The sequence below is a fragment of the Pseudomonas sp. 10C3 genome (assembly GCF_036346185.1).
Lineage (GTDB): Bacteria > Pseudomonadota > Gammaproteobacteria > Pseudomonadales > Pseudomonadaceae > Aquipseudomonas.
In genome coordinates, this window is sequence record NZ_JASJVE010000015.1 from 47,842 (window position 1) to 67,422 (window position 19,581).

Genomic DNA, 19,581 nt, shown 5'->3' on the forward strand with positions numbered 1-19,581 from the left:
GCGACCAAGTCGGCATGCTGGTGGCTCATGACACACCAGAGACCGTTGCCCATGTTAAACCGAGCAAGACAGCGCCATTTTTGGCGAAAACATTGGCAGGGCGATGATTTAGTAGGGGCTGCCATCCTTATGATTAAACAGCCACTGGCCGTCCGCTTGCAGCGCCACCTCAAGATCATCATCGGGATAACTCACTGTGTCGCCTGATGCGCGATCCCCCACCTCCAGAATCACACAGTCGGACTCAGTGCGATTCTCAAGATGGTGCGGCGTCACGCCTGCCGCAAACCCGGCCACCATACCGGGTCGCAGCCTGGTTTCACCCTCATGGGTGAATAGCGTGGGTTCGCCCTCAAGGACGTAGATGAACTCGTCCTGCCGGGAATGGCAATGATGCAGCGCGGATACCGCGCCCGGTGACAGTCGAGTCAGGTTTACACCAAAGTTCTTGATGCCGAAAATATCGCCCAGCGGATGTTTGATCCTGCCCGACATAAGCGAGGCGAACGGTTCAGGGTAGCTGCTCGGCTTGGCCCGTTTCGAAGCGTCAGCCGCCATAATGGCAGTTGGACTTTTTATGGATGACATCAACCTCTCCCCCGGTTTCACGTTCTGATTGCCTGAGCCAATAAATCCAGCGGCTCAATATGGCTCAAGAAGCTCCTCACTTGAAGCGTGATCGGATATCTAGGTGAATTGCGGACCAGAAACAAACAAGGGCCTACATGCGATATCGCGTGTAAGCCCTTGATTTTAAATGGTGCCCGAAGCCGGGGTCGAACCGGCACGTCCTTACGAACGAGGGATTTTAAGTCCCAAGACATCCCTATAGTTTTCGCTGCCTTGCTGGCATTCCCGTTCCGCAAACTGTCAAATTCAGGCCGCTTGTAAGCCAGACACAGCAAGGGGTGCAAAATAATTGCGGAAGGGGAAAATGTGGCAAATTGCTTGCATTTCCTGCCTTCCACGACAGCCCAAATATACCCGGATTATGCCGATCCTGCATACCGCTGCTCGAAAACGCACCTGATCTCCACCGCCAACATCACCATGCGATTAATTTGGCAGATGGAAGCATGCTCAAGGGCCTATTTTGCCGGACCAAAACCACCCCCAGCCCTCTCTAGCATGCAGTGAGAAGCACCCATTGGCCCAAAAACACCCCTCCTCCCCGGCGCCCTGCCGACCGAACACAATCCTCAATCAAAATACTGGGAACGACCCTGCTGGGCAGCAGATAAGGTGTACGATCAATGTTCTCGTACCACTACGTGACACATTTCCATGGAACGCGACGGGAGCCATAAGATTGCGGCCTCGATGGCGCAGCGAGCCGGTGAAAATCCAAGCGCTGAGTGCAATTAGTGCAATTAGTGCAATTAGTGCAATCCTGACCCCTATGATCGGTCAGGAAGAGTTTTCTGCGTTTTACAGACGCAGTTTTCATCTTTGCACCTCGTTTCACCCATGCCTTACCGATACGCATGGAAGCGCCAATGAGGATCTTGCCCGGCTAAGATGTTTACTTGAGCAGCAGGATATCGATACGGCCACGATATATGGCAACGAATTGCTGAGCACATTCTACGAACTGCTGAACTCGTTGATTGGGATTTCGCTGTCAGAGCACCTGCTTCGTTCCGTATGGGAAACTCATTGAGTGGTAGGCCCGTAGGACATACCCCAATGTCCTAGCCCAAGAAAAACGCCTCTGACCGAGGCCAGCCTTCACTGCGAAAATTATTCAATTCTCCCTGCTTTTGTTGGGCACAACACCTTATCGGTATCAACGATACCTATTTTCATGCCCAGCAAAACCGCGATTTTATGCGCCTCTCCACGACGTCCTTTTTTACGACCGGAAAGGACTTGATAAGTCGTGGCTGGGTCAACGCTATTTTCTCTAGCAAATTCCTGGACGGATTTTCCTTGCTGCTCTAGCCAAGCCTTGGCTTGTGCGGCGGTGCGTATAGTAACCATAGTTTAAATTTATCCAAATGAGCTCAACTAGTTCAACTAAAATGAATTTTTATATTCAAAAAAGTAGAGTTGCGCAAATTGATCACTCAATCGAATGGAGTCGGTAACCGTCTACGAAAAGAAAGGATACCGTCTCCCTAAAGCCGATTATCTTGCCGCTGTTGCCGCCGCTGGCGTAGACATACTGTTCGTGCTCACAGGACAGCGATCCCGATTCATCTCAACAATCTCAGCGCGACCGAAGAGAGCATACTGTTTAATTTTAGATCCCTTCGTCAAGAAGATCAGGACGCCTTCGGGCGACTATTGACATCAATGGCTGAGCTGCAGCTTTTTTTGCTGGCCAACAGCAAGCCGGTTAATCCGATTTTTTAGAGGCGTGTCGTGCGACGCTGACTAAAACGCCAAGCCATACTCAACGCAGTTCCTTGCCTTAATCACGGACAAGCGCTCACCTCCGCGATTATTTTCTTTTCATAGCCGATATGCTGCCGACGCTCAGCAAGCAGCGCCCTTACCTTCACCTCGAGCGCTATCCTTCCTCCGGCGTCCTGCCGACCGAACACAATCCCCACATAGCAGTAGTGAGCCGACCTTGTGCCGCTGGTAATATCTCGCCCACGTTCGCCAGCCATTAAGGGATGGAGGCGAAAACAGAAGCCCTGGAGCCGCGAACCTCCGGGGCTTTGCTTATTCAACCATCGCATAAATGACCATCGTCACAGCCACGACCCAAAAAAGTAGTTAGTAGTACTGTCAGCCAGATAAGGCGTAGCTCCATTACCCCTCCTTCTGCATGGATTGATCCTCAAATCAGCGTAGCTCATTACCGTCCATATCGCGCCAGGCCACCCCATCTTGAGCAGCCGCGAGGCCTACTCCGGTTTTCCTACATAAATGGAGGTCATGCTAATTTTTTCGACCAACAATGTAGGAGCGAAAAATTAGCACGTAGTCGCGGAGTTGGCCCCCGGCTTACTTATTCCGCCGGGTCGCTTCGCAACCCATCATAAGCGGCCTTGCACGCCAACCCATTTACTCGGGCATCGCCGAGGATTTGTCATATTTCGATGCTCCGCCGATGCGGACACCAGCCCAAAACAGCCAGGCCCGCCAGGCTGCGACACCTTCCGCACGCAGCGCCCGGTAAAGCACGGCATCAGCCTGTTCCCTGGTCACTTTGCCCGTCGTGTAGAGCCAGTCATGCACCGTTGCCGCGTAGTTGCCGTAACCGGCGATGAGGGCGAACAGCGGGAACAGGAAAACATTGTGCAGTACGAGGATGCTGGCGAAGTCTGTCTGAAACCCACTGGGCACGATAATGGTGCCAACCTCGTCATCCGTGAGCGCAAGATAGGCCAGCAGCGTGTGATTAAACTTGCCGACCTGCTCAGTTTTCAGAGTGGTGAGGAATTTGCTCATACTGGCCACCCCTCTTCCAGTATTGCGTCCGTATAGGTACCGTCACCCAAGGCAACGAGCAGTGCGGCTTCCCTTTTGTAGCACGCCTGCACATAGTCACCGACAGCATCAGCTACGGCCAGAATCTGCGCTGAAGTCAGAGAGACGAATGTGTTCCCCGTGAGTTTCCAGTCCACGGTATACGTGCTGTCCCGTGTCGCCCTGAGCGCAGCACCAGTCAGCTTGCTTTGCGTTGTGCGGTCGGTATAAACGCTCATTCCGTTGAACGTGATACCTCGTGTTTCCGCAGTGAAGCGTCGGGATGCAATATCTGCCTTGGTAGCGGCTAGCGCAGTCACGCTCTTATCTAAAGAGGTATTGAGTTTGCTCCAGTCGACACTCATGCGGGCACCTCAGTTTGAACTTCAACAATTGGTAATGGCTGCGGTAATATGACGGGGCCGTCTGGCACGTTAGTTAGATCAACAGGAAATGCCTGCTCCTGACTGAAATTAACAGGAAGCGGGAGCAGGAGCGTCAACGTCAGTTCACCGCCGGTGTTATCTACGTCGCCCGCGAACCACTCCGATTGGATGGCCGAACGAGGAAGTGTGTCGCCATCGTTCATTTGAGAGAAATCGAATGTAACACCGTTAAGTGTTAGGATATTTCCTGTGCGGACCACCGAGAGCGTGTCATCACGACGTGTTGGCGAAAGTTTAATACGCATTATTTCCACCTACCTGTTGCTGTGAATTTTAGAGCGAATGCTTGCGCCGCTGTTGCACCGTTGCGGATGAATATCACCGCCGTAGTCGTGCCGCTAGGGGCCTCCCCGACCACACCGTAATGGTCCCAGTATCCTGTTGGGTAAGCGCTCGCTGCTATCGAAAAGGCTCCATTAATAAATGCGGCCGGCATTGTGATGGCGCTGCTAGTTGTAGCATTGGCTGCGATAGATGCTGTAGTTATATTAGATCCTTCTGACGTACAAATCATTGTACCGTCGATAAACTTTGTATAAGTACCGTTAGCATTAGTACCAGTTTCAACGAGTGCGCCTTGTGCAACGGTGCCGACAGCATTTGCGGAGTGAAACAACCTATTCCAAGGCAGCCACCCTGAGCCACTTATCCGCCTGAATCCCATTTCATCGGCGGCGTAGTCTACTGCCAGTTGGTTACCGTAGTTACCTGATGAGCTGATGGCGGTAAGGTTGAGTAGTTCTCCAAAACCACTGCCAAAACCGGGCTTGCTTACAGTCGCAGAGTTGTAGCGGTAAATACCAGTCGGCGCAACAGAGTCCGCACTAGCCAGCAACTGTAGCCCCGTGGTGTAGGATACGCCTAGGCCAAATGCCCCCACGCTCAATAAGCTGCCCGCTGTACCGTCCGTAGGCGACGCCTGCTTAACCAAACCCAGCGCAGCCTGAGCTGTAAGCTGTGTATTTCCCCCCGTCCCTCCCTGCGCAACCGGAACTGTATCTGCAGAACCAAACTCAGTAATGGAGCCAGAGCCAGAGCCATTGTCGACGAGTTTAAGGGGGATCTTGTCAGCCATTGATTGCCACCGATACTGCGAGAATTGTGCCGCTCTGCTGAGTAGCAGCGACGGTATAAGCGGTAGCGTTCACAGCGACCTTGAGCATCGCGGACGACTGCTGAATCACTGGCAGGTAGCACGGAACTCCAGCGAGAGCGTCGCCCGCTGGTAGTTGGCGCGTACGGCCCCCAAACCTAACCAGAGGGCGCCGGACTGCCATTACAGCGTGACCGTGTCGTACTCAACGGTGGCTAGCTCGGTAGCCGACTTCGCCAGGCCGAGGTACTGGTCCAACTTGCCAGTGTCTGCAACCGGATCAAGCGCCGCCGTGAGTACGCCGCCTGCCAACCCAAGCCAGTAGTCGCCACCGGCGACGAGCCCAGTCAGCCCAGCGTTCACAGTGTTGAGCCGGTACGCGGTACCAGTGCCCGCCGATGCGACCGCCGTGTTCACATAACCATGGGCCGGCCGGCCGTTGCTGTTGTCTGCCAGGCGCATCGACAGAACTCCAGCGTTGCTCCACAGGTTCACGAACTTGCCCGCGCCGATTGCTTCGGATGCAGGAACCGAAACCGAGTTAGCGCCGATACCAGTGGGCATCATGCTGGTGTCGATCTTACCCGTAGCGTCCAGCGCGGGGATCTTGCCTGCGTCCGCGGCTCCAGCCGAGGTCTGGATACCGAAAATCTGTTTTGTGCGCCCAGCAACCCGAGCGAGGAAGCCTTGTCCAGCCATGCGTTGTTACTCCAGTTCGATTGGGTCTTGAAGGTTGATAGTGATGCGAGTTGCGGAAGTCGCCGAGCCGATCAACAGGTCGTAACCATTGGCCGGGGCAATCTGTGTAAGCGACCCATCGGCACCAAGCCAGATTCGGCCAGGCGTCCATGACCAGCCCGAGTCATCGATGATGCCGCTGCGCTGAACATTGAGTAGCTGGCCTGAGCCTCCCGCCGTGAGGGTTATTCCAAGCAGAAGGTTGATGTGTCCAGCGTCTCGGTAATCCAGCATGAACACCTGGCCACCGAGTTCGTAAACAGCCAGCAATGCGCTTAGCGTTTCACCCGCTGTGCGCTGAACAGTTGAGCCGCCGGCAGGACCGGGAATACCGATACCTGGGGCGCCGCGCTGGCCGGCGAGGATTACTGCGGCGCCGTTGTCGCGCGAGACGTGCACGTAATAGCCGGGCGGCTTCGATATCGCTACCCGCAAACCTTTCGCGATAAACGCGGCCTGTTGCTGATCGCGGACGATCATGGTCACCACCACGCCCTGGTTCTTGGCGATAAACGCCTCTCCCCGTCGCGGCTGGATGACCAGAGCGCTTTTCACTGGGTGACCTCATCCGAAACCGTCACGGCGCTGATTGCCGCGATCGCGTAGACCTCGCCAGTCGGTGTGATTGCTTCGAAGTCGTAAACGCCTTTGCTCCAAGTGAGCAGCTGAGTGGCCTCCGCCGACAACTTAGGAATGAAGGCGCTGAGCGCGGTATCGATCTGGATTGTGCCTGCAGGTAAGGTTGCGGGGTCTGAATCGAGCTTGAGCAGCACATCGCCGCCCACCCGGGTCTTGATCCACATCCTTGCCTTGTAACCTGTGAGGTCGACAGGCTTTCGGAACACGGCCAAGCCGCCGGACGTATAGGTCTTCCAGCAGGTCGCGTTTACCGTGTTGAGCTCGATCGTGTCAGCGTCGACAAGCTTTGCGAAGTAGTAAGGCTCGTCGCCGTCCGCGTCGCTGTTCAGTTCTTCGGGGTTTTTGACGCAGCTAACCGTAATCGGCCAGCCGTCAGGGATGTTGTGGGCAGTAATGGTGAGACGTACCGGCGCCAGGCTGGTCATGGCCGTAATCGGCAAATAAACTAGTTCGTCTTCGGCATAGCGGTAAGCAAACTCGAAAGTCTTACCTTTGACGATGGTGATGTCGACGACGGGGGCGCCCATGGAAATCTCCTGCGATTTCCAACGAGCGTATGTGACTGGATAACTGTGACTAGTGCTTTTAGCTTCCCGAGCTGTCCCTACAGGTACCCACCCAACCCACAGCTACTGCTGAAATTTCGGTGCTATTTTATCAGCAGCAAACATGACTGCGTTGGCCCTGGTATACCCTTTGGCAACCCAGTCATTCGTAGAGGCTAGTACGGCATCAATGGCCGGCTGGTTATGTTTAGGGTTTTCCGAGTTCAGGAAAGGATACTTTGCGTAAACTCCCAGTAAGGCCGCGTTAAAGCTAGCCAGTTCTGAAGCGCCAGTATCAGAATTTCTCCGCTGCGCAGCATACTCCTCGGATACGATTCGGGCTTTCTCGACGACAGCTGCCCTACGCTGCTGCTCAGCAGCCTCAGCTGCAGTTTCGGCTGCTATTTTTTGTTCTTGATGTTCCCGCTCTTGACCGTATGCATAGACAGCTTCACTGGAGCCTTCGCGGTATTTAACCCCTTCGATGGTTACCTTGGGGCCGAATTCGTAGTCGTAGGCCTGATACAACCCATACCCAATACCTAAGACGACGCACAATCCTATGAGCGCGAGAGCAATGCGAGATACAAAAACTCTAAATCCTACTGACACGACAAGAAGGACTAAGACCACTGAGGCAAAAATCCAAACCAAGACGAAATCCTTTTTCAGCACGACGGAACTCGACCGCCTGAGGGGACGACGGTAACAAGCGGATAATGTTACGGTGACACCGGATGGCAAGGCAATCGAGATTACAAATCTACTGTTTCGTCTGCTCTGTCAAGTACACAACTGGACCGACTGCCGCTATTCGTGCAGTAGCGTCATCCCCCAGCGCCGCCGCCCACTTCTTATAAATCGACGTCCTGACCATTTGCTTTTGCCTTGCCAGTACGTTCGCTCTCATGGCGCCGCCAGCCAGAATATAAGCCTTCATAGCATCGTTAAACTGAGGCGACGCGAGAAACTTCCCTGCCGCCTCTTTGATGGGGGTCTTCTGCGTAGATAGGGTCTTGTATAGAACCCCAAGCGTACCCGCACCAGGAAATCCCAAAGAAGAAGTGACGCCCTCTGCTGTCCCAACCTGTTTGCCCACGTCCCATACTTTTGCGAGCAAGCCGTTGGCCGATGTGTAGCCTTCCAATAAGCCAGTGATAAGACCGGTTCTAATCTTCGATCCTGCGGCGTTGGCCATTCCCTTTGCTACGGTATAAATGTCCTCAAGCTGTTTTCCGGCTTCCTCCGGTAGATATTTCAAAAGCCGCTCTTTAGCCGCCGCATGCCTAGAAATCCCACCGTACCAGTCAGCGAACCCTTTGGTCGCCAGATCCTGAGCGCTGTGGCTACTGCTCGTGAACGCGTCGTTCAGCGCCGTCAAGACTGCGCCTTGTCGCATGTCTTCTGGAATTTTCGACATAACAGTATCGAAAGTTCGAAGGTTGCCTTTTTTTAGCTGGTCGACAGCTGTTCCGAGAGTCGACGTTACTGCGCCGTGGAGTTCTTTGCCCAAAAGGTCAGTTAGATTGCCGTGCGCCACATCTCTTTTCGCCGCTAGTTCGCGGGCATATTTGAACGAATCGCCCACACCATGAGCATCAGCAACCACCTGCTGGTCAGATAAAAGTGCAGAGTGCAGCCCAGAAATTGCTTGAGCATCTTCGCCAGGGAAACTACTGGCTTTCAGTTTCGATTCCGCCTGTCTTCGGATGCTATCAAGCGAGATAAAGCTCGGAGTCCGTAGCGTGTTGTCCGGCGTTTTGCCAGTGACAGTATCTTGTAGAAGTTTTGAATTTGCGTAGAGCCTTTCCAGTCGCTGCACTGCGGGCGCGGGCAGCAAATTGGTTAACCGAGCTTTAGCAGCTGGGTTTTTACTCATATTTTCATACCAGGTCGTGAGCGCTGGCACGTTGAGTTCTTTGCCCTTCCCACCCGTAAATACATCACTCAACGCAGTAGCTACTGCTTGCCGCTTCAAATTGTCAGGGACATTCGCAATGGTTCGGTCAAATGCCTGGAAATCCCCGGTCGATAGCGCTTTGAGTGAAGAGCTGAGCTTGTTGGCCACCGAACCAGTGAGATCGATCCCAATCGTGGACTTCAGGCCCCTTTCAATGCCCTTACGCTCAACTATCAGTGCCTTTCCCTGCTTAAATTGGGCACCAAGTTCTGGACTGACCTCATCCACGATACGTTGCTGATCCTGACTCAACGTCCCATATAGCGCGTCAAGGTCGGCAGTGTCGCTTTGAGCAAAAATACCGCGGCCCTTATACCCTGCGCCGACCTGGCGACGTACAGCATCGAGCGCTGCATAAGTAGGTTCAACGATCTCGCCTGGTAGATCGCCCTCTTTGGGTGAAAGGTTTGAAAGAGTCCGCCGCTCCGCAGTGCTCATCAGCGCTGAGCGTCCGCCGAAGTCGTCAAGCTTGTTATTCAGAAACCCAACAGTCGTAGTAGCTGGGGCGCTATAAGTGGCAGGGATTGCCTTGTTGATTTGCTGGAAGATCTCATCTGAATGTTTTTCTAGTCTTTCTACAGTTGCGAGATTTTGAGCCTTGTACGTGTCAGAAAACCTTGCTTTGTCGAAACTGCCGCCCAGATCAGTGACAAGACCGTTGGCATCCTGCGCGACCGCTTGCGCCGCTGCGACATGACGCTCTGGCACCTTCAGGCCGACAGTCGAAACTAAAGGCTTTCCAATATCTGGATCCGCAGTGAGCGCCCTATATGCTCTCTGCTCAGGTGTAGTGAGCAGTGAGGTATCTCCATTCAAGGTTGTGAGTCTGGCTTGCAAGTGAGCCAGCGCGTTATCCGCCACCGCTGGAGCATCTTTCGGGATGGCTGCGCTCACTTGCCCATAGAGGTTCGTAGCGCCCTGCTCCAACCGGTTAACCGTATCAATGCCCTGACTTCTGAAATCGTCAGAAAACCTTGCCTTGTCGGTAGATCCGCCAAAGTCAGTAATCAACTTATCAGCCCGCTGGGCTAATGCATTATAAGATTCGTTTTGCTTTGCATTTAACGGGCTGCCAGGCAGTGACGATAGTCCCTGCTCGATCTCTCGATAAGCTTGGCTGCTTGAGAACTGGGCCGGCGTCAGATCTACCCCCAAATCAAGACGCTGAGCAGCATCTAGAACAGACTGATCCGGAGAAACTTGCTCAAGTACTGCACCAATATTTTTATCTTGAGCCTTGCCGCTTGAATTGGTCGCATTCACGACGGCTTCTGCTGCAGTTTGCTGGGTTGGAACCGGAACATTGCCGACTAATCGCTCCGCCGCAGACGCTGGGGTTTCGCCCCCAGCAACCGCCGTGTCGTAACCCGACACCAGCGCATCACCCTCGGCTTTACGCCCTGCGATCGCACTACGCGCCGCCTTGCCGATTGCGCCCACACCCTGCGCCACCAGATCACCGCCAGCACCACCCACACCCGCCAGCGCCACGTCAGCAGGATCGAACGAACCGCCCTCGGCAGCCTGAGCAGCTTGAAGCCCGGTTTCGGTCAATGCCGATGCTGCACCCACAGCTGCAGCAGACTTCAGAATACCTTTACCGACTAACGAGGCCGCGCCGCCCGAAGGAGCATAAGCGCCAGCAGTGGCCGCGAGCTGGAGCGCGTCAAGGGCCGAGACACCCGGCTTATTTACCACTGCCTGGGCGCCGGTTTTGTTGTTGGCAACGATGAAGTTGCCTTTTTCATCCTGCTCGACGCCGATATCGGGCGAAGAAGCCTTCAATATCCGCGACATCTCTTCCGGATCGAGCGTGGTAGCCAGCGTTGCGCTGAGTGCGGCAGCTTTCGCCGGAGACATACCCAGACCAGCCAGTAGGCCCGAGTTCTGTAGTTCGGGTAGTTCGTTCGTTGCCCGGGTCTCTCTGTCAGCGCCGGTAAAGAAGTTGCCGACCTTATCGAGAAAGCCAGGCTCTGGAGTGGCAGGTGCTGCGTCCTGAACCGGCGCAGCCGCTGGTGGACTGCTGAGTGGAGAAGGAATTGGGCTCAACTGCTGAGCGGCAACAGGAGCCGGTTGAGCAACGACAGGAGCCGGTGCAGACACTGCGGGTGCGACTGGTTTCGGCGCAGCCTGCACAATCGGGTCGTTATCCCATGGGTTTGCCGCAGGAACTGCGGGCGCGGCGCCCATAACTGGAGGCGCGATAGCCGCAGAAGGCGCTACCTGTGCCGCAGGCGTGATGATTGGATCGTTATCCCAAGCGGCCATTATGGCTTGCTCCGGTGATTGCCCTGAGGATCGATGTACTGAGCGCCGGAGGGAAGCGCCAGATACGCAGCATTAGTCGATATCTGTACCGGCGCTAAGACGGCTGCGGCAGCACCGGTCGGTGCGCGGACCGGTGCTGTCGGTTGTGCACCAGGTGCAGCGAAACCACCACTGCCGGCAACTAACCCCGTTGCTGCTCGCTCGCGGGCTGCTGCAAATGACGTCCTGATATCACTCAGCGATTTCCGGAAAGCACCCTCACTCATGCTTGTAGATAGCGCCCCGACAGAGTCGGACAGCTTTTTGCCCTCGGCATCAGAGAGTGCGCCGGCACCTTTGAGTAAGGCCACTTGGGGAAGGAACGTCTGTGCTTTCAACGTATCGAGTCGAGCTTTGAAATCTGCGCCCTGAGTGCCCGGTGCGCTCGGGATCAACCCGTCGATAGGCCCAAGTGACTTGGTAAGACCTGGATCCTCATCAAGCCGAGGGCCATTCGGATTTTTAGGATCGATCTTGGTGCCAAGTAGCGAATCTACGGAAGTGATGGCCTGATCGATCGTAGCTATCTGTCCGGCCTGCCCTTTGGCCCGATCCTGCTGTTCTTGCTGCTGAGAGTTCGTCGTTTGGACGATAGATTGGGCCTTTTGCTGGTTTTCCAGCTGCTTGCCCTGAATTTCCAGAGCGTTAAGCGGCGCTTTTTGTTGAGCCTGGAGATACGCTTTAGGGTCTGCGGCAGCCAGATACTTGTTCTACTGATCGGCGGTAGCCCCGGGTAAGGAAGCTGTTGCCCGAAGATCGTTCAAACTGGACGTCTGTTTGAGCTGCTGTTCGCCTGCGCGGTTTTGAATACTCGATCCGAGCATCGCCTGAGACAGCGAGACCTTGCCATCTGCGGCGGCTCTGGTTTGCTGCAACCCCAGATCACTCTGCCTCTGCCCGTCAGTCAATTGCTTGCTGCTGTCATGAACTACATTGGTGTGATCTGCAGAGAACTGAGCTCCAAGCGCCTGGCTCAAGCGATCCTGATTCGCATAGCCTTGGCGCAATTCATTTGCTCGAGCAAACCTATCCGCCGACAGCGCTGCATCACCTGGCGGCGCCTGGCTGAACGTACCGATCCCATCACCAAGATTACCGGCCGAGCCAAGTGACGACAGACTGGCGTTTGGTTGAGGTGTGCCGGCGCCCTGCGCTGGATTTACGCTAATTTGCCCCAAACCCTGAGCTGCCTGTTGGTCTGCCGGTAGGTTGGAAAATTGTGGCTCACCATTTGGCCCTGTCCGAGCAACGATCTGGCCGCCACGTCCAGCACCGCCAACACCGGTAGAACGATATTGATCAGCAGATATCGGGCCTGTGGCCGGAGCAGCCGGCGACGGCGTCACGTTAGCAAGAAGATTAGCGGCGTTCAGCATGCTCTGGGCATTCACTGACTTGATACCGTACGGATCAACCGTCGGCGATGTTGCGGTGGGAATTACCCCGCCCAGAGTCTGATCTGGCGGCTGATTTTTAGCGCCTCCGCCAAGTAGGCTCGTTCCGACGGTCGTCCCGATCTGAGATAGGTTCGTCAGCGGTGGTACTTGCAGCCCCTGGGGAATGGGCGTGACCAAATTAGCCTGATCCAGGCTCGACAATGGCGCAGGCGCTTGTTGTGCGGGCGATGCTACCTGAGTCGGTGGTGGAGACGCTGCAGGTGATGCGACAGGCTGTACAACAGGCGCTGGCTGGGAAACCGGCGGCAAGTACTTCGATGGCGTGTTGGTAACATCAAAAGAGGTTTGCCGAGCATCACCCTGGGAAGACAAGCCAAAACTTGGATCGTTGAGGCTAGAGCTCGGGGCAAGTTGTTGCTGAGCTCGGCCAATCGGCCCAGCGGGCGGTGCTGATATTGGAGATGTGGCTAGGGATGATGGTGCGGAGCCCTGCGCCAGCGCTGCCTGCCGTGCGGCCCTTTGTTCCGGCGTCAAACCTTGCCCGTACGTATTTTGGATGTCGCCGGCAATATCGCCAATGGCCATGCTTGAGTACTCCGCTGATCAGCTGTGTACCCAAGGCTATGTGACTAAACGTGACGATCAAGCTTCGGCTAGTCCCTCATATCTGCTCGAAGGTTTTCACAAAACTGCGCCAGAAAGGAGGAGTAACAGCTGGAGGCGTCACGCCTGTTGGCCCCATAACAAACCACTTGTCGATACCGGAAACAGATACCCCGCTAACTGCAACTACTGACTTCTCAGTTATAGATCCCGCAGCATCTACTATCAAAGTTACGGCCTGGTCGCCATCGACCCCAGTTACAAACTCAACCCGTATCGAGTTTCCAGGCAGAGGCGCTACTACTGATTGCGAGGTGAGCGATCTAGCGTACAGCCCTGGATATCCCGGGTCGTTACCAACCATCCAGCCATCGCCCCAGACTGGAGTGCCAGAGCCGGCCGCAATAATATTGGCAAGCTGGGTTGCCCCGTACGCCGTCTGTATGGAAATGTCGGCGTAGTCAGTGGGCGAAGATGGTGGAACCGCAATAGGCAATGAGGCCGCAAGGTCCAGGGTCGACCCATCCAGAGGTGTAGATAGGTACATCAGCCCCGTGTCCCCGGACATCGCAACCAGTCGGGTTGCTCCGTCGGTGTAGCTGACTGTCGTAAGGCCGCTGATGCTGGCGGGGAAACTGCCAATCGCACCAATTTTTATCACTGGTATGTCCGCAGCGAAGTCGTACACCACGTACTGCGACCTCCAGTCCAGCAGCGCTATGATAACGGTGCCACCAATCATGAAGTTATTCTGCGCGAACGGTGTCAGATACCCTACGGCAGGGTCAGTGATAGGGCCGGGGCTGTCACCAGCAACTGCAGTGTAGGCGCTGTCAATGTAGTAGCGTCCATCGGATTCCATCTGGTGGTATGTAAGCCCCATAACCCCACCAGAGGTACGGAGCATTTCGGCGACTCGACCCGGGTTCGTCCCGTAAGGCCAGGCCCATACCTTTTCTTCTACGCTACCAGTGGCTGAGTCCCACGCCTTCGAGTGGCCATTAATCTGTCCGGACTCATTGAGTATCTGCACGATCTTCATAGAGACGCCTCGATAAAGGGCTTGAGCGGGTCGAACAAATAAAGGCTATTTCCTGCCCAAAACGTGCCAGATTGCCCGCCGATATCAGTGATGTACTCACGCCAGTTGTCACCACCATCCATGGATAGGTAGGTCTTTCCGTCACCCCAGTTACCATACTTATGCTCCACAACAGAGGCTAGTAGCACAGCCTCTACTGCTGGTTTTCCATTGACTGCCGGAACATAGGGCTGGACAACTGTGATAATGCACTTGCTTGTAACGCTTGTTCGCGCAGCAATAGATCCCCGCAACTTCACTGTACCCGTGGTGCCAGAAGCAGTGACAGATAGGTCGATGACCATACAGCGGATATCGTGTTCCGCTACCACTAGATTAGTATCTACGCTCCCGAATATTTCTGCATCGGGCCAAGGGTAAGCGATAGCTGCAGTAACGAGCCGACCCCCACCGCAGTCATACACCGCCGACAACTGATGCTCCGTATCTGCGCGACCAACATCGCCAGGATAAAACCAGTTCCATGGACTTGCTGTATACCCGCTTGGGATACCATGACTCAGCCATGGCGGACTAGCCATCATCTGCCCAAAGAGCGGACCGCAGTCATCCCCCGTAAGTACTATTCTGGTTGGAGCGCCGGATTGTGTACTATAAATTACCCAGCGAACACCATGTGGGGGATCGTCGCCAAACCGCCCCGCCAGATACTCCCACACTAAACACTGAGCGGTATGAGTAGGGTTTCCAGAGCTATCCATCCCGCCTACTGAGACGCCGCCAACGATATGAGGATATACAAAGAAGTCCGGGGAAGACTCGGGTATAGCGGGAGTAGGAGTCCCGGAAATTCCCGTGTTGTACCAGTCCGAGTTGACACTTATAAGATTACCGCTGTCGAGTACGGCTACAATCCCGTAGATACCGTAGCTCTGCACTGAATTTACCTGCTGTACCGCGTAGTAAAGAGAGAAGGTAATGAACCCATTGGTAGTGCGTAGTGGCAGAGGGAAGTAGAAGTAACCCAGGTTCTTTATGTCTGGTCGACCAAAGTCATTTGCTGGCAAGCGTATCTCGGGAAATGGACGTACTGCAGCTGGCAGGTCATCGGGCGTAAACACCCTCAGAGAGTCAAGTGTAGCAGCGACATCTTTACCGGAAAATGCGGCCCTATCTAGCGATCCCAACGCTACCATAAGTCCCTTCTGTCCATAGCGCGCATATACAGGAACCCCATCCGAACTCTCCCTGAACAGGGTCTTTGGTTGATTATCGCATCCGGCAGTCAGGCAGAATTTATCTACCCCGCTAGTGCCCGGCGGTCCAGAGGGAGCCGCCACGAACCCGAAATTACTCGGTTCGTCGTACCGCACCACCTGCAGCTCATCAACAGTATCCGTGTAGTCCTGCCAAGGCCGCAGCCGGCGCGGGAAGAACTGCCAGCCCGCGGGAAGCTGCGACTCAGAGATCGTGAACGAGTTGTGGGCAAAGTAACTTGCTGGGGCCTGCCCAGAAATAATTGTCCCATCAACAACGCTAATAGGGAGCGCCGATAAGTACTGGGTGCGGATCGCACCCGATAGCGTTACCGGACTCGCATCGGTGAATTTTGTCAGATCATCAAGGTTTTGGTGATTGTTCCAGTCTACAGCGATCCCGGCAGATAGCTGACCGTCTGACATCAGGCCCGAACTGATCTGTATTTGACTACGATTTATAACTTGCCGAGCAAGAGCGCCGCCAGCCGGCTTTAGGCCAACCCATACAGTTCGGCTGATTGAGGTATCGCCTACTGACTCTTTCCCCTCATACGTCGCTATGGTCCCAGGCGGATAAACTTCATCCCGGTTGCCAACAGCCATGCCCAGGCTTATGCCTTGCACTGGCCCGACATTGGAGCGCCCAGCCAGCAGAGCGAACGACGGTGGATCTACTACTTGCGCGAGCGAAATCTTCCCCCGCTTAATTCCTCGAATTATGTATCCATTTAGTATTCTGGTATTAATCTGCACCTTTGATCTTCCGGCACTACGAGCAAGGTCTTGCGCCATCCTGATGTTTACAGCTCCGGTGCGAGTAGCCACCTGGGAGATAATCGGCTGATTAGGGCGCCCCTCATTCTCATCCATCAAGAGACGCTCTGTATCTGGGTAGATAGTGTTCCAGCAGCGCTTGCTGAGTGGCTTGCAATATCGGCAAACCCTCTCGATGCCTGGGCCCAGGCGCTCGAGCTACCATCACTTCCGTAAAGGCTGATCTTGTTGCGGTCAGACGACAGGCTTACGTCTGCTGTCGACGTAGCTGCCCGTAAGCGAAGCTCCTCAAACGAAACCTCAACGTTGTAGTAGCTGGACAGCGCGCCGTAGAAAGATCGGTACGCATCGCCACGAATTTTTGCCGTCTCATTATTTAGATTGTGGACGCTGTAATACGAGCGGAAATACTCGGCGCTGGTATTGAGTATTCCCATCTTCAGCGTTGCAGCCATGCTCACGGCCTGCTTGAGCAGTTCTACTTTGATATCTGCGTCCTTTATCGCCTGTTCACGATTAACGTCCAGGATCGCGCTTGTGGCCCTCTGCTCGGACTGGCTGATGGTGTCGACCAACGCACCAATAGGCAGGGTGAATCCTCGTGAAGACAGATTAGCTTCGAGATTGCGTTGCTCGCTGCGGGTTGCACGGTATGCGCGATCACGAGACTGCTGCCATATCAAATCGAAGATTGTTGAATCGGTCCCATAGGGCTTTACCCCACTGATTACGTTGGCACACCAATCTTCAGGCAGACTTTTAAATTGTCCATTGATAGATGGAAAGTATTTGGCAATCCATGCATCTATCTGGCTGTCTAGCTGAGTGATGAGCTCGCCACTCTTATCAACCCCATTAAAAAGATCGGAGAATTTTGGTACTTCGCCAAGCGACATCGATCCAGGCTTGTAACTTAGCGTGGTATTTCCAAGTGTTGGCCGGGCGCCACCCCCGATATTCGCCGCAGTATTCCCGACTTGGCCGAGCGCTGAGCTCGCCAGCGAAAAGAGCTGATTCGTTGTACTGCTGTATTCAGAAGCCATGTCGCTCTCCTTCAGGTACGTCGCCCAGTAGCCGCAAGCGCCCACTCAACGTTGTCTAGCTCCGCAAAGGAAGCATCTACTATCTCAATACGCATCCGCCAAAAGCGCGACGCCCTGCCCCGCTGCATATCCGCACGAAACTCGGATTTGCGTTGATAGGCGCGGTACGTCATTTCGATGTCGTTATCTTCAGTTGTGCGCACGAACACTTGGCCATCGGTGCCAAGACCAAGGAATACGTTTCCTACCCTCTTGCCCTGAGTGGTACCGAAGCTGTCTGCGGCAAAATCAATGAGGGCGCTAATGAGCGTACCGTTATCATCCGGCGCTCCAAGCCTGTAGAGACCGTTAGGCTTAAATCCGAAGGTCTGCATCCCTATGCGGCAGAAGCCATCAAAGTCATAGCCCTGATAGCGACCAACAGCACCACTCGCGAGGTTTGTTACGTATTGCAGCAAGGTTCGGGCGGCACTCGATGCGATGTTCGAAACCTGAATGCCATTTGTCAGGAGAGCCTGAATAAGCATCGTGGCGCTAGAGTCGCTGTAGAGCATCAAGTGCTCGGCCAGATCGGCGTCCATGCTCAGTAGCAAATCGAACGAATCGCCGATCGACAGACCATCATGAATAAGCGCGAACAGGACGCGATCGACGCTGTAGAAATCACCAAAAAAAGATGCCTCTGCCCACGACGAAGTATCGACCGGTTCTTCGGTAGACAAGCCAAATACATCAGGGGCATTCAACACTATGGATGCATCGCCATAGTTATAATCGGCGCTATGCATAGTCAGATCGAATACCGACGACGTCGATCCGATATCCACCTCAATCGCCATGGACAGCATGCTTATAGGGATATTGACCGTCACCCCATTGGCCTCAACGTCAATAAAGCCAGCGGTGGCTGTCAGGGTTGGCACATCCATGACCATATGCCCGCTGGTGCGATCAGCATCAAGAGCATTCATCGTCAAATCGAAGGACATTTCCCCCGAGCCATCGCCAATTGTCGCGCTACCAGCCAGGTCCCAACCAGAACGAGCCTGCAAACCTATTAAGCCTAAGCCATCACCCAAATCCCAAGCATCCCGAGACTGGAAAAATACTATGCCGCTGATTGTGGGGTCATCAACAAAGTCAGTAGCCGCATAAAGAACGGCTGATAAAACCTTTGGACCGTAAGACGGGATGCTGCTGATATACGAAAAGTCGCTCCCTACGTAGGACGTGACTACATTATTACGCCGGACAATTCTGATCGACACTACAGCTTCCGAGGCTACGGATGAGTCACGCGGGACCCCCGACTCTACGATGGTCAGGCTGCCTGCTGAAGTCAGTAACACCCCATGCTCAACACCATTAAAGCTGTTAGTGCTCCCTGGTACCGCCAGACCAACAAGTGCGCCAATATCGCTACGGGGAAGGCTGAAACTTATTTCAAAGTCACCATCAACGACTTTTGAGCTATGGGCGCCGGCATTCCACCCTGGCTGATTGTCAGTAACAACAGTCGCATCGCGACCCTGAACATCCGAAATTGCTGGGCGATAGATATAGGTGGGCACCTGTTCATAGACAACATAGGGCGTGCCGGAAGGAACTTGTGTTGAGGTGTAGCCAATGATTTGTTGCGATGTTCGCCCAGACGCGTCGGAAACCGGCCCGTAAACAGGTATCGGCACGCCAGGCTTGGTGCCGGGCGAGTACTTGGTAACCGCCGACAGCGTGAAAACAACATCGAAGTGCGCCGGCTGGGCAATTACCTCTTTGACGGCAGGCAAATAGGTCGAGGTCGCCTGCTTGATCAGTCGGTGGGCCATTGGTTATGCCTTTTTCAGCCCGCGCTAACGGAAATCACGAAAAAGTTGATCTGTCGCAGATTGCCAACGACCAACCCGAGCGTGGCGAAATTGAGATCCGCACCATCCAGCCCGATACTCCCCTGAATACGTGATGCCGTGATTGAGCTTGAGTTGTCATCGGCTGCGGTCTTCATACGGAAGAAGCTCGCGGTGCCGTTAGCCACTACAGTTCCGCTCCACACCTCAGAACTATTTTTTGCCAGCTGCCCTGATGCTGCTGTAGCGGCCATAGTCAGCCCTGTACCCGTACCACCGACGCTGATGGTGCACAGCAGTGTTGTTCCAGCTAATAGTGCGTCATCCGCGGTAACTGGGGCCGGGCCTTGATAGATTTCAATCACTGTCCCGTCCAGCGCGCTCTTGAGGGAGCCGGAAGCCAGCATCAGGTTTCGAAGTCCAGTGCTGCGTTTCATTAAATTACCCCTCCAATCTTAAGTTCGCCGATTG

Annotated in this window: 18 protein-coding genes and 1 pseudogene; 2 read left to right on the forward strand and 17 right to left on the reverse strand. The window is 54.5% G+C overall.

What is annotated here, in order from left to right; translation table 11 throughout:
- Window positions 1–108 precede the first annotated feature (108 nt).
- Entirely contained in the window at window positions 109–588 is a 480-nt protein-coding gene (locus tag QN399_RS15895) for a cupin domain-containing protein (protein ID WP_322179245.1), read from the reverse strand.
- A gap of 748 nt (window positions 589–1,336) precedes the next feature.
- Here QN399_RS15895 and QN399_RS15900 point away from each other — a divergent pair.
- The gene (locus tag QN399_RS15900; RefSeq protein WP_330201193.1) at window positions 1,337–1,660 is read left to right on the forward strand and encodes a hypothetical protein; all 324 of its coding nucleotides are present in this window, start codon (window positions 1,337–1,339) and stop codon (window positions 1,658–1,660) included.
- A gap of 80 nt (window positions 1,661–1,740) precedes the next feature.
- Here QN399_RS15900 and QN399_RS15905 read toward each other — a convergent pair whose 3' ends face one another.
- Window positions 1,741–1,980, reverse strand: coding sequence for a DNA-binding protein (locus QN399_RS15905; protein WP_330201194.1), 240 nt, complete (start codon window positions 1,978–1,980; stop codon window positions 1,741–1,743).
- Window positions 1,981–2,074: 94 nt separating this feature from the next.
- Between QN399_RS15905 and QN399_RS15910 the strand changes: the two are divergent.
- Window positions 2,075–2,355: pseudogene (locus tag QN399_RS15910) on the forward strand (transcriptional regulator).
- A gap of 660 nt (window positions 2,356–3,015) precedes the next feature.
- Here QN399_RS15910 and QN399_RS15915 read toward each other — a convergent pair.
- The 15 genes from QN399_RS15915 to QN399_RS15985 form a co-directional block, all read right to left on the reverse strand.
- On the reverse strand, window positions 3,016–3,402 hold the full coding sequence (locus QN399_RS15915) for a DUF1353 domain-containing protein (RefSeq protein WP_330201195.1): 387 nt from the start codon (window positions 3,400–3,402) through the stop codon (window positions 3,016–3,018).
- Entirely contained in the window at window positions 3,399–3,785 is a 387-nt protein-coding gene (locus tag QN399_RS15920) for a DUF4376 domain-containing protein (protein WP_330201196.1), read from the reverse strand. Before QN399_RS15920 ends, QN399_RS15915 begins: the two co-directional genes overlap by 4 nt.
- Complete coding sequence (locus tag QN399_RS15925) at window positions 3,782–4,111, reverse strand: hypothetical protein (RefSeq protein ID WP_330201197.1); 330 nt, start codon at window positions 4,109–4,111, stop codon at window positions 3,782–3,784. Before QN399_RS15925 ends, QN399_RS15920 begins: the two co-directional genes overlap by 4 nt.
- A complete protein-coding gene (locus tag QN399_RS15930) occupies window positions 4,111–4,941 on the reverse strand; it encodes a hypothetical protein (protein WP_330201198.1) in 831 nt (276 codons plus the stop codon). The genes QN399_RS15925 and QN399_RS15930 overlap by 1 nt, the downstream gene beginning before the upstream one ends.
- Before the next feature lie 201 nt (window positions 4,942–5,142).
- Window positions 5,143–5,658, reverse strand: coding sequence for a hypothetical protein (locus QN399_RS15935; RefSeq protein ID WP_330201199.1), 516 nt, complete (start codon window positions 5,656–5,658; stop codon window positions 5,143–5,145).
- Between the two features lie 6 nt (window positions 5,659–5,664).
- Window positions 5,665–6,252, reverse strand: coding sequence for a hypothetical protein (locus QN399_RS15940; protein WP_330201200.1), 588 nt, complete (start codon window positions 6,250–6,252; stop codon window positions 5,665–5,667).
- Window positions 6,249–6,863, reverse strand: coding sequence for a hypothetical protein (locus QN399_RS15945; protein ID WP_330201201.1), 615 nt, complete (start codon window positions 6,861–6,863; stop codon window positions 6,249–6,251). Before QN399_RS15945 ends, QN399_RS15940 begins: the two co-directional genes overlap by 4 nt.
- Before the next feature lie 102 nt (window positions 6,864–6,965).
- Window positions 6,966–7,556 (reverse strand): hypothetical protein, encoded by a 591-nt coding sequence (locus QN399_RS15950; RefSeq protein ID WP_330201202.1) that lies wholly within the window; start codon window positions 7,554–7,556, stop codon window positions 6,966–6,968.
- 88 nt (window positions 7,557–7,644) lie between these two features.
- On the reverse strand, window positions 7,645–11,109 hold the full coding sequence (locus tag QN399_RS15955) for a lytic transglycosylase (protein WP_330201203.1): 3,465 nt from the start codon (window positions 11,107–11,109) through the stop codon (window positions 7,645–7,647).
- A gap of 749 nt (window positions 11,110–11,858) precedes the next feature.
- Window positions 11,859–13,130, reverse strand: a complete 1,272-nt coding sequence (locus tag QN399_RS15960; RefSeq protein WP_330201204.1) for a hypothetical protein — start codon at window positions 13,128–13,130, stop codon at window positions 11,859–11,861.
- Window positions 13,131–13,206: 76 nt separating this feature from the next.
- A complete protein-coding gene (locus QN399_RS15965) occupies window positions 13,207–14,190 on the reverse strand; it encodes a hypothetical protein (RefSeq protein WP_330201205.1) in 984 nt (327 codons plus the stop codon).
- Entirely contained in the window at window positions 14,187–16,319 is a 2,133-nt protein-coding gene (locus tag QN399_RS15970; protein ID WP_330201206.1) for a hypothetical protein, read from the reverse strand. The genes QN399_RS15965 and QN399_RS15970 overlap by 4 nt, the downstream gene beginning before the upstream one ends.
- Window positions 16,319–17,266: a hypothetical protein gene (locus QN399_RS15975; RefSeq protein WP_330201207.1), complete on the reverse strand. Its 948-nt coding sequence runs from the start codon at window positions 17,264–17,266 to the stop codon at window positions 16,319–16,321. The genes QN399_RS15970 and QN399_RS15975 overlap by 1 nt, the downstream gene beginning before the upstream one ends.
- An 11-nt stretch (window positions 17,267–17,277) precedes the next feature.
- Window positions 17,278–19,092, reverse strand: coding sequence for a hypothetical protein (locus QN399_RS15980; RefSeq protein ID WP_330201208.1), 1,815 nt, complete (start codon window positions 19,090–19,092; stop codon window positions 17,278–17,280).
- A 14-nt stretch (window positions 19,093–19,106) separates the two neighbouring features.
- The gene (locus QN399_RS15985) at window positions 19,107–19,547 is read right to left on the reverse strand and encodes a hypothetical protein (RefSeq protein ID WP_330201209.1); all 441 of its coding nucleotides are present in this window, start codon (window positions 19,545–19,547) and stop codon (window positions 19,107–19,109) included.
- Between the last annotated feature and the right edge of the window lie 34 nt (window positions 19,548–19,581).

Coding starts and splice junctions, on each gene's coding strand:
- QN399_RS15895 (WP_322179245.1), bottom strand. CDS start 588: ATGTCATCCATAAAAAGTCCAACTGCCATTATGGCGGCTGACGCTTCG.
- QN399_RS15905 (WP_330201194.1), bottom strand. CDS start 1,980: ATGGTTACTATACGCACCGCCGCACAAGCCAAGGCTTGGCTAGAGCAG.
- QN399_RS15915 (WP_330201195.1), bottom strand. CDS start 3,402: ATGAGCAAATTCCTCACCACTCTGAAAACTGAGCAGGTCGGCAAGTTT.
- QN399_RS15920 (WP_330201196.1), bottom strand. CDS start 3,785: ATGAGTGTCGACTGGAGCAAACTCAATACCTCTTTAGATAAGAGCGTG.
- QN399_RS15925 (WP_330201197.1), bottom strand. CDS start 4,111: ATGCGTATTAAACTTTCGCCAACACGTCGTGATGACACGCTCTCGGTG.
- QN399_RS15930 (WP_330201198.1), bottom strand. CDS start 4,941: ATGGCTGACAAGATCCCCCTTAAACTCGTCGACAATGGCTCTGGCTCT.
- QN399_RS15935 (WP_330201199.1), bottom strand. CDS start 5,658: ATGGCTGGACAAGGCTTCCTCGCTCGGGTTGCTGGGCGCACAAAACAG.
- QN399_RS15945 (WP_330201201.1), bottom strand. CDS start 6,863: ATGGGCGCCCCCGTCGTCGACATCACCATCGTCAAAGGTAAGACTTTC.
- QN399_RS15955 (WP_330201203.1), bottom strand. CDS start 11,109: ATGGCCGCTTGGGATAACGATCCAATCATCACGCCTGCGGCACAGGTA.
- QN399_RS15960 (WP_330201204.1), bottom strand. CDS start 13,130: ATGGCCATTGGCGATATTGCCGGCGACATCCAAAATACGTACGGGCAA.
- QN399_RS15965 (WP_330201205.1), bottom strand. CDS start 14,190: ATGAAGATCGTGCAGATACTCAATGAGTCCGGACAGATTAATGGCCAC.
- QN399_RS15970 (WP_330201206.1), bottom strand. CDS start 16,319: ATGGATGAGAATGAGGGGCGCCCTAATCAGCCGATTATCTCCCAGGTG.
- QN399_RS15975 (WP_330201207.1), bottom strand. CDS start 17,266: ATGGCTTCTGAATACAGCAGTACAACGAATCAGCTCTTTTCGCTGGCG.
- QN399_RS15980 (WP_330201208.1), bottom strand. CDS start 19,092: ATGGCCCACCGACTGATCAAGCAGGCGACCTCGACCTATTTGCCTGCC.
- QN399_RS15985 (WP_330201209.1), bottom strand. CDS start 19,547: ATGAAACGCAGCACTGGACTTCGAAACCTGATGCTGGCTTCCGGCTCC.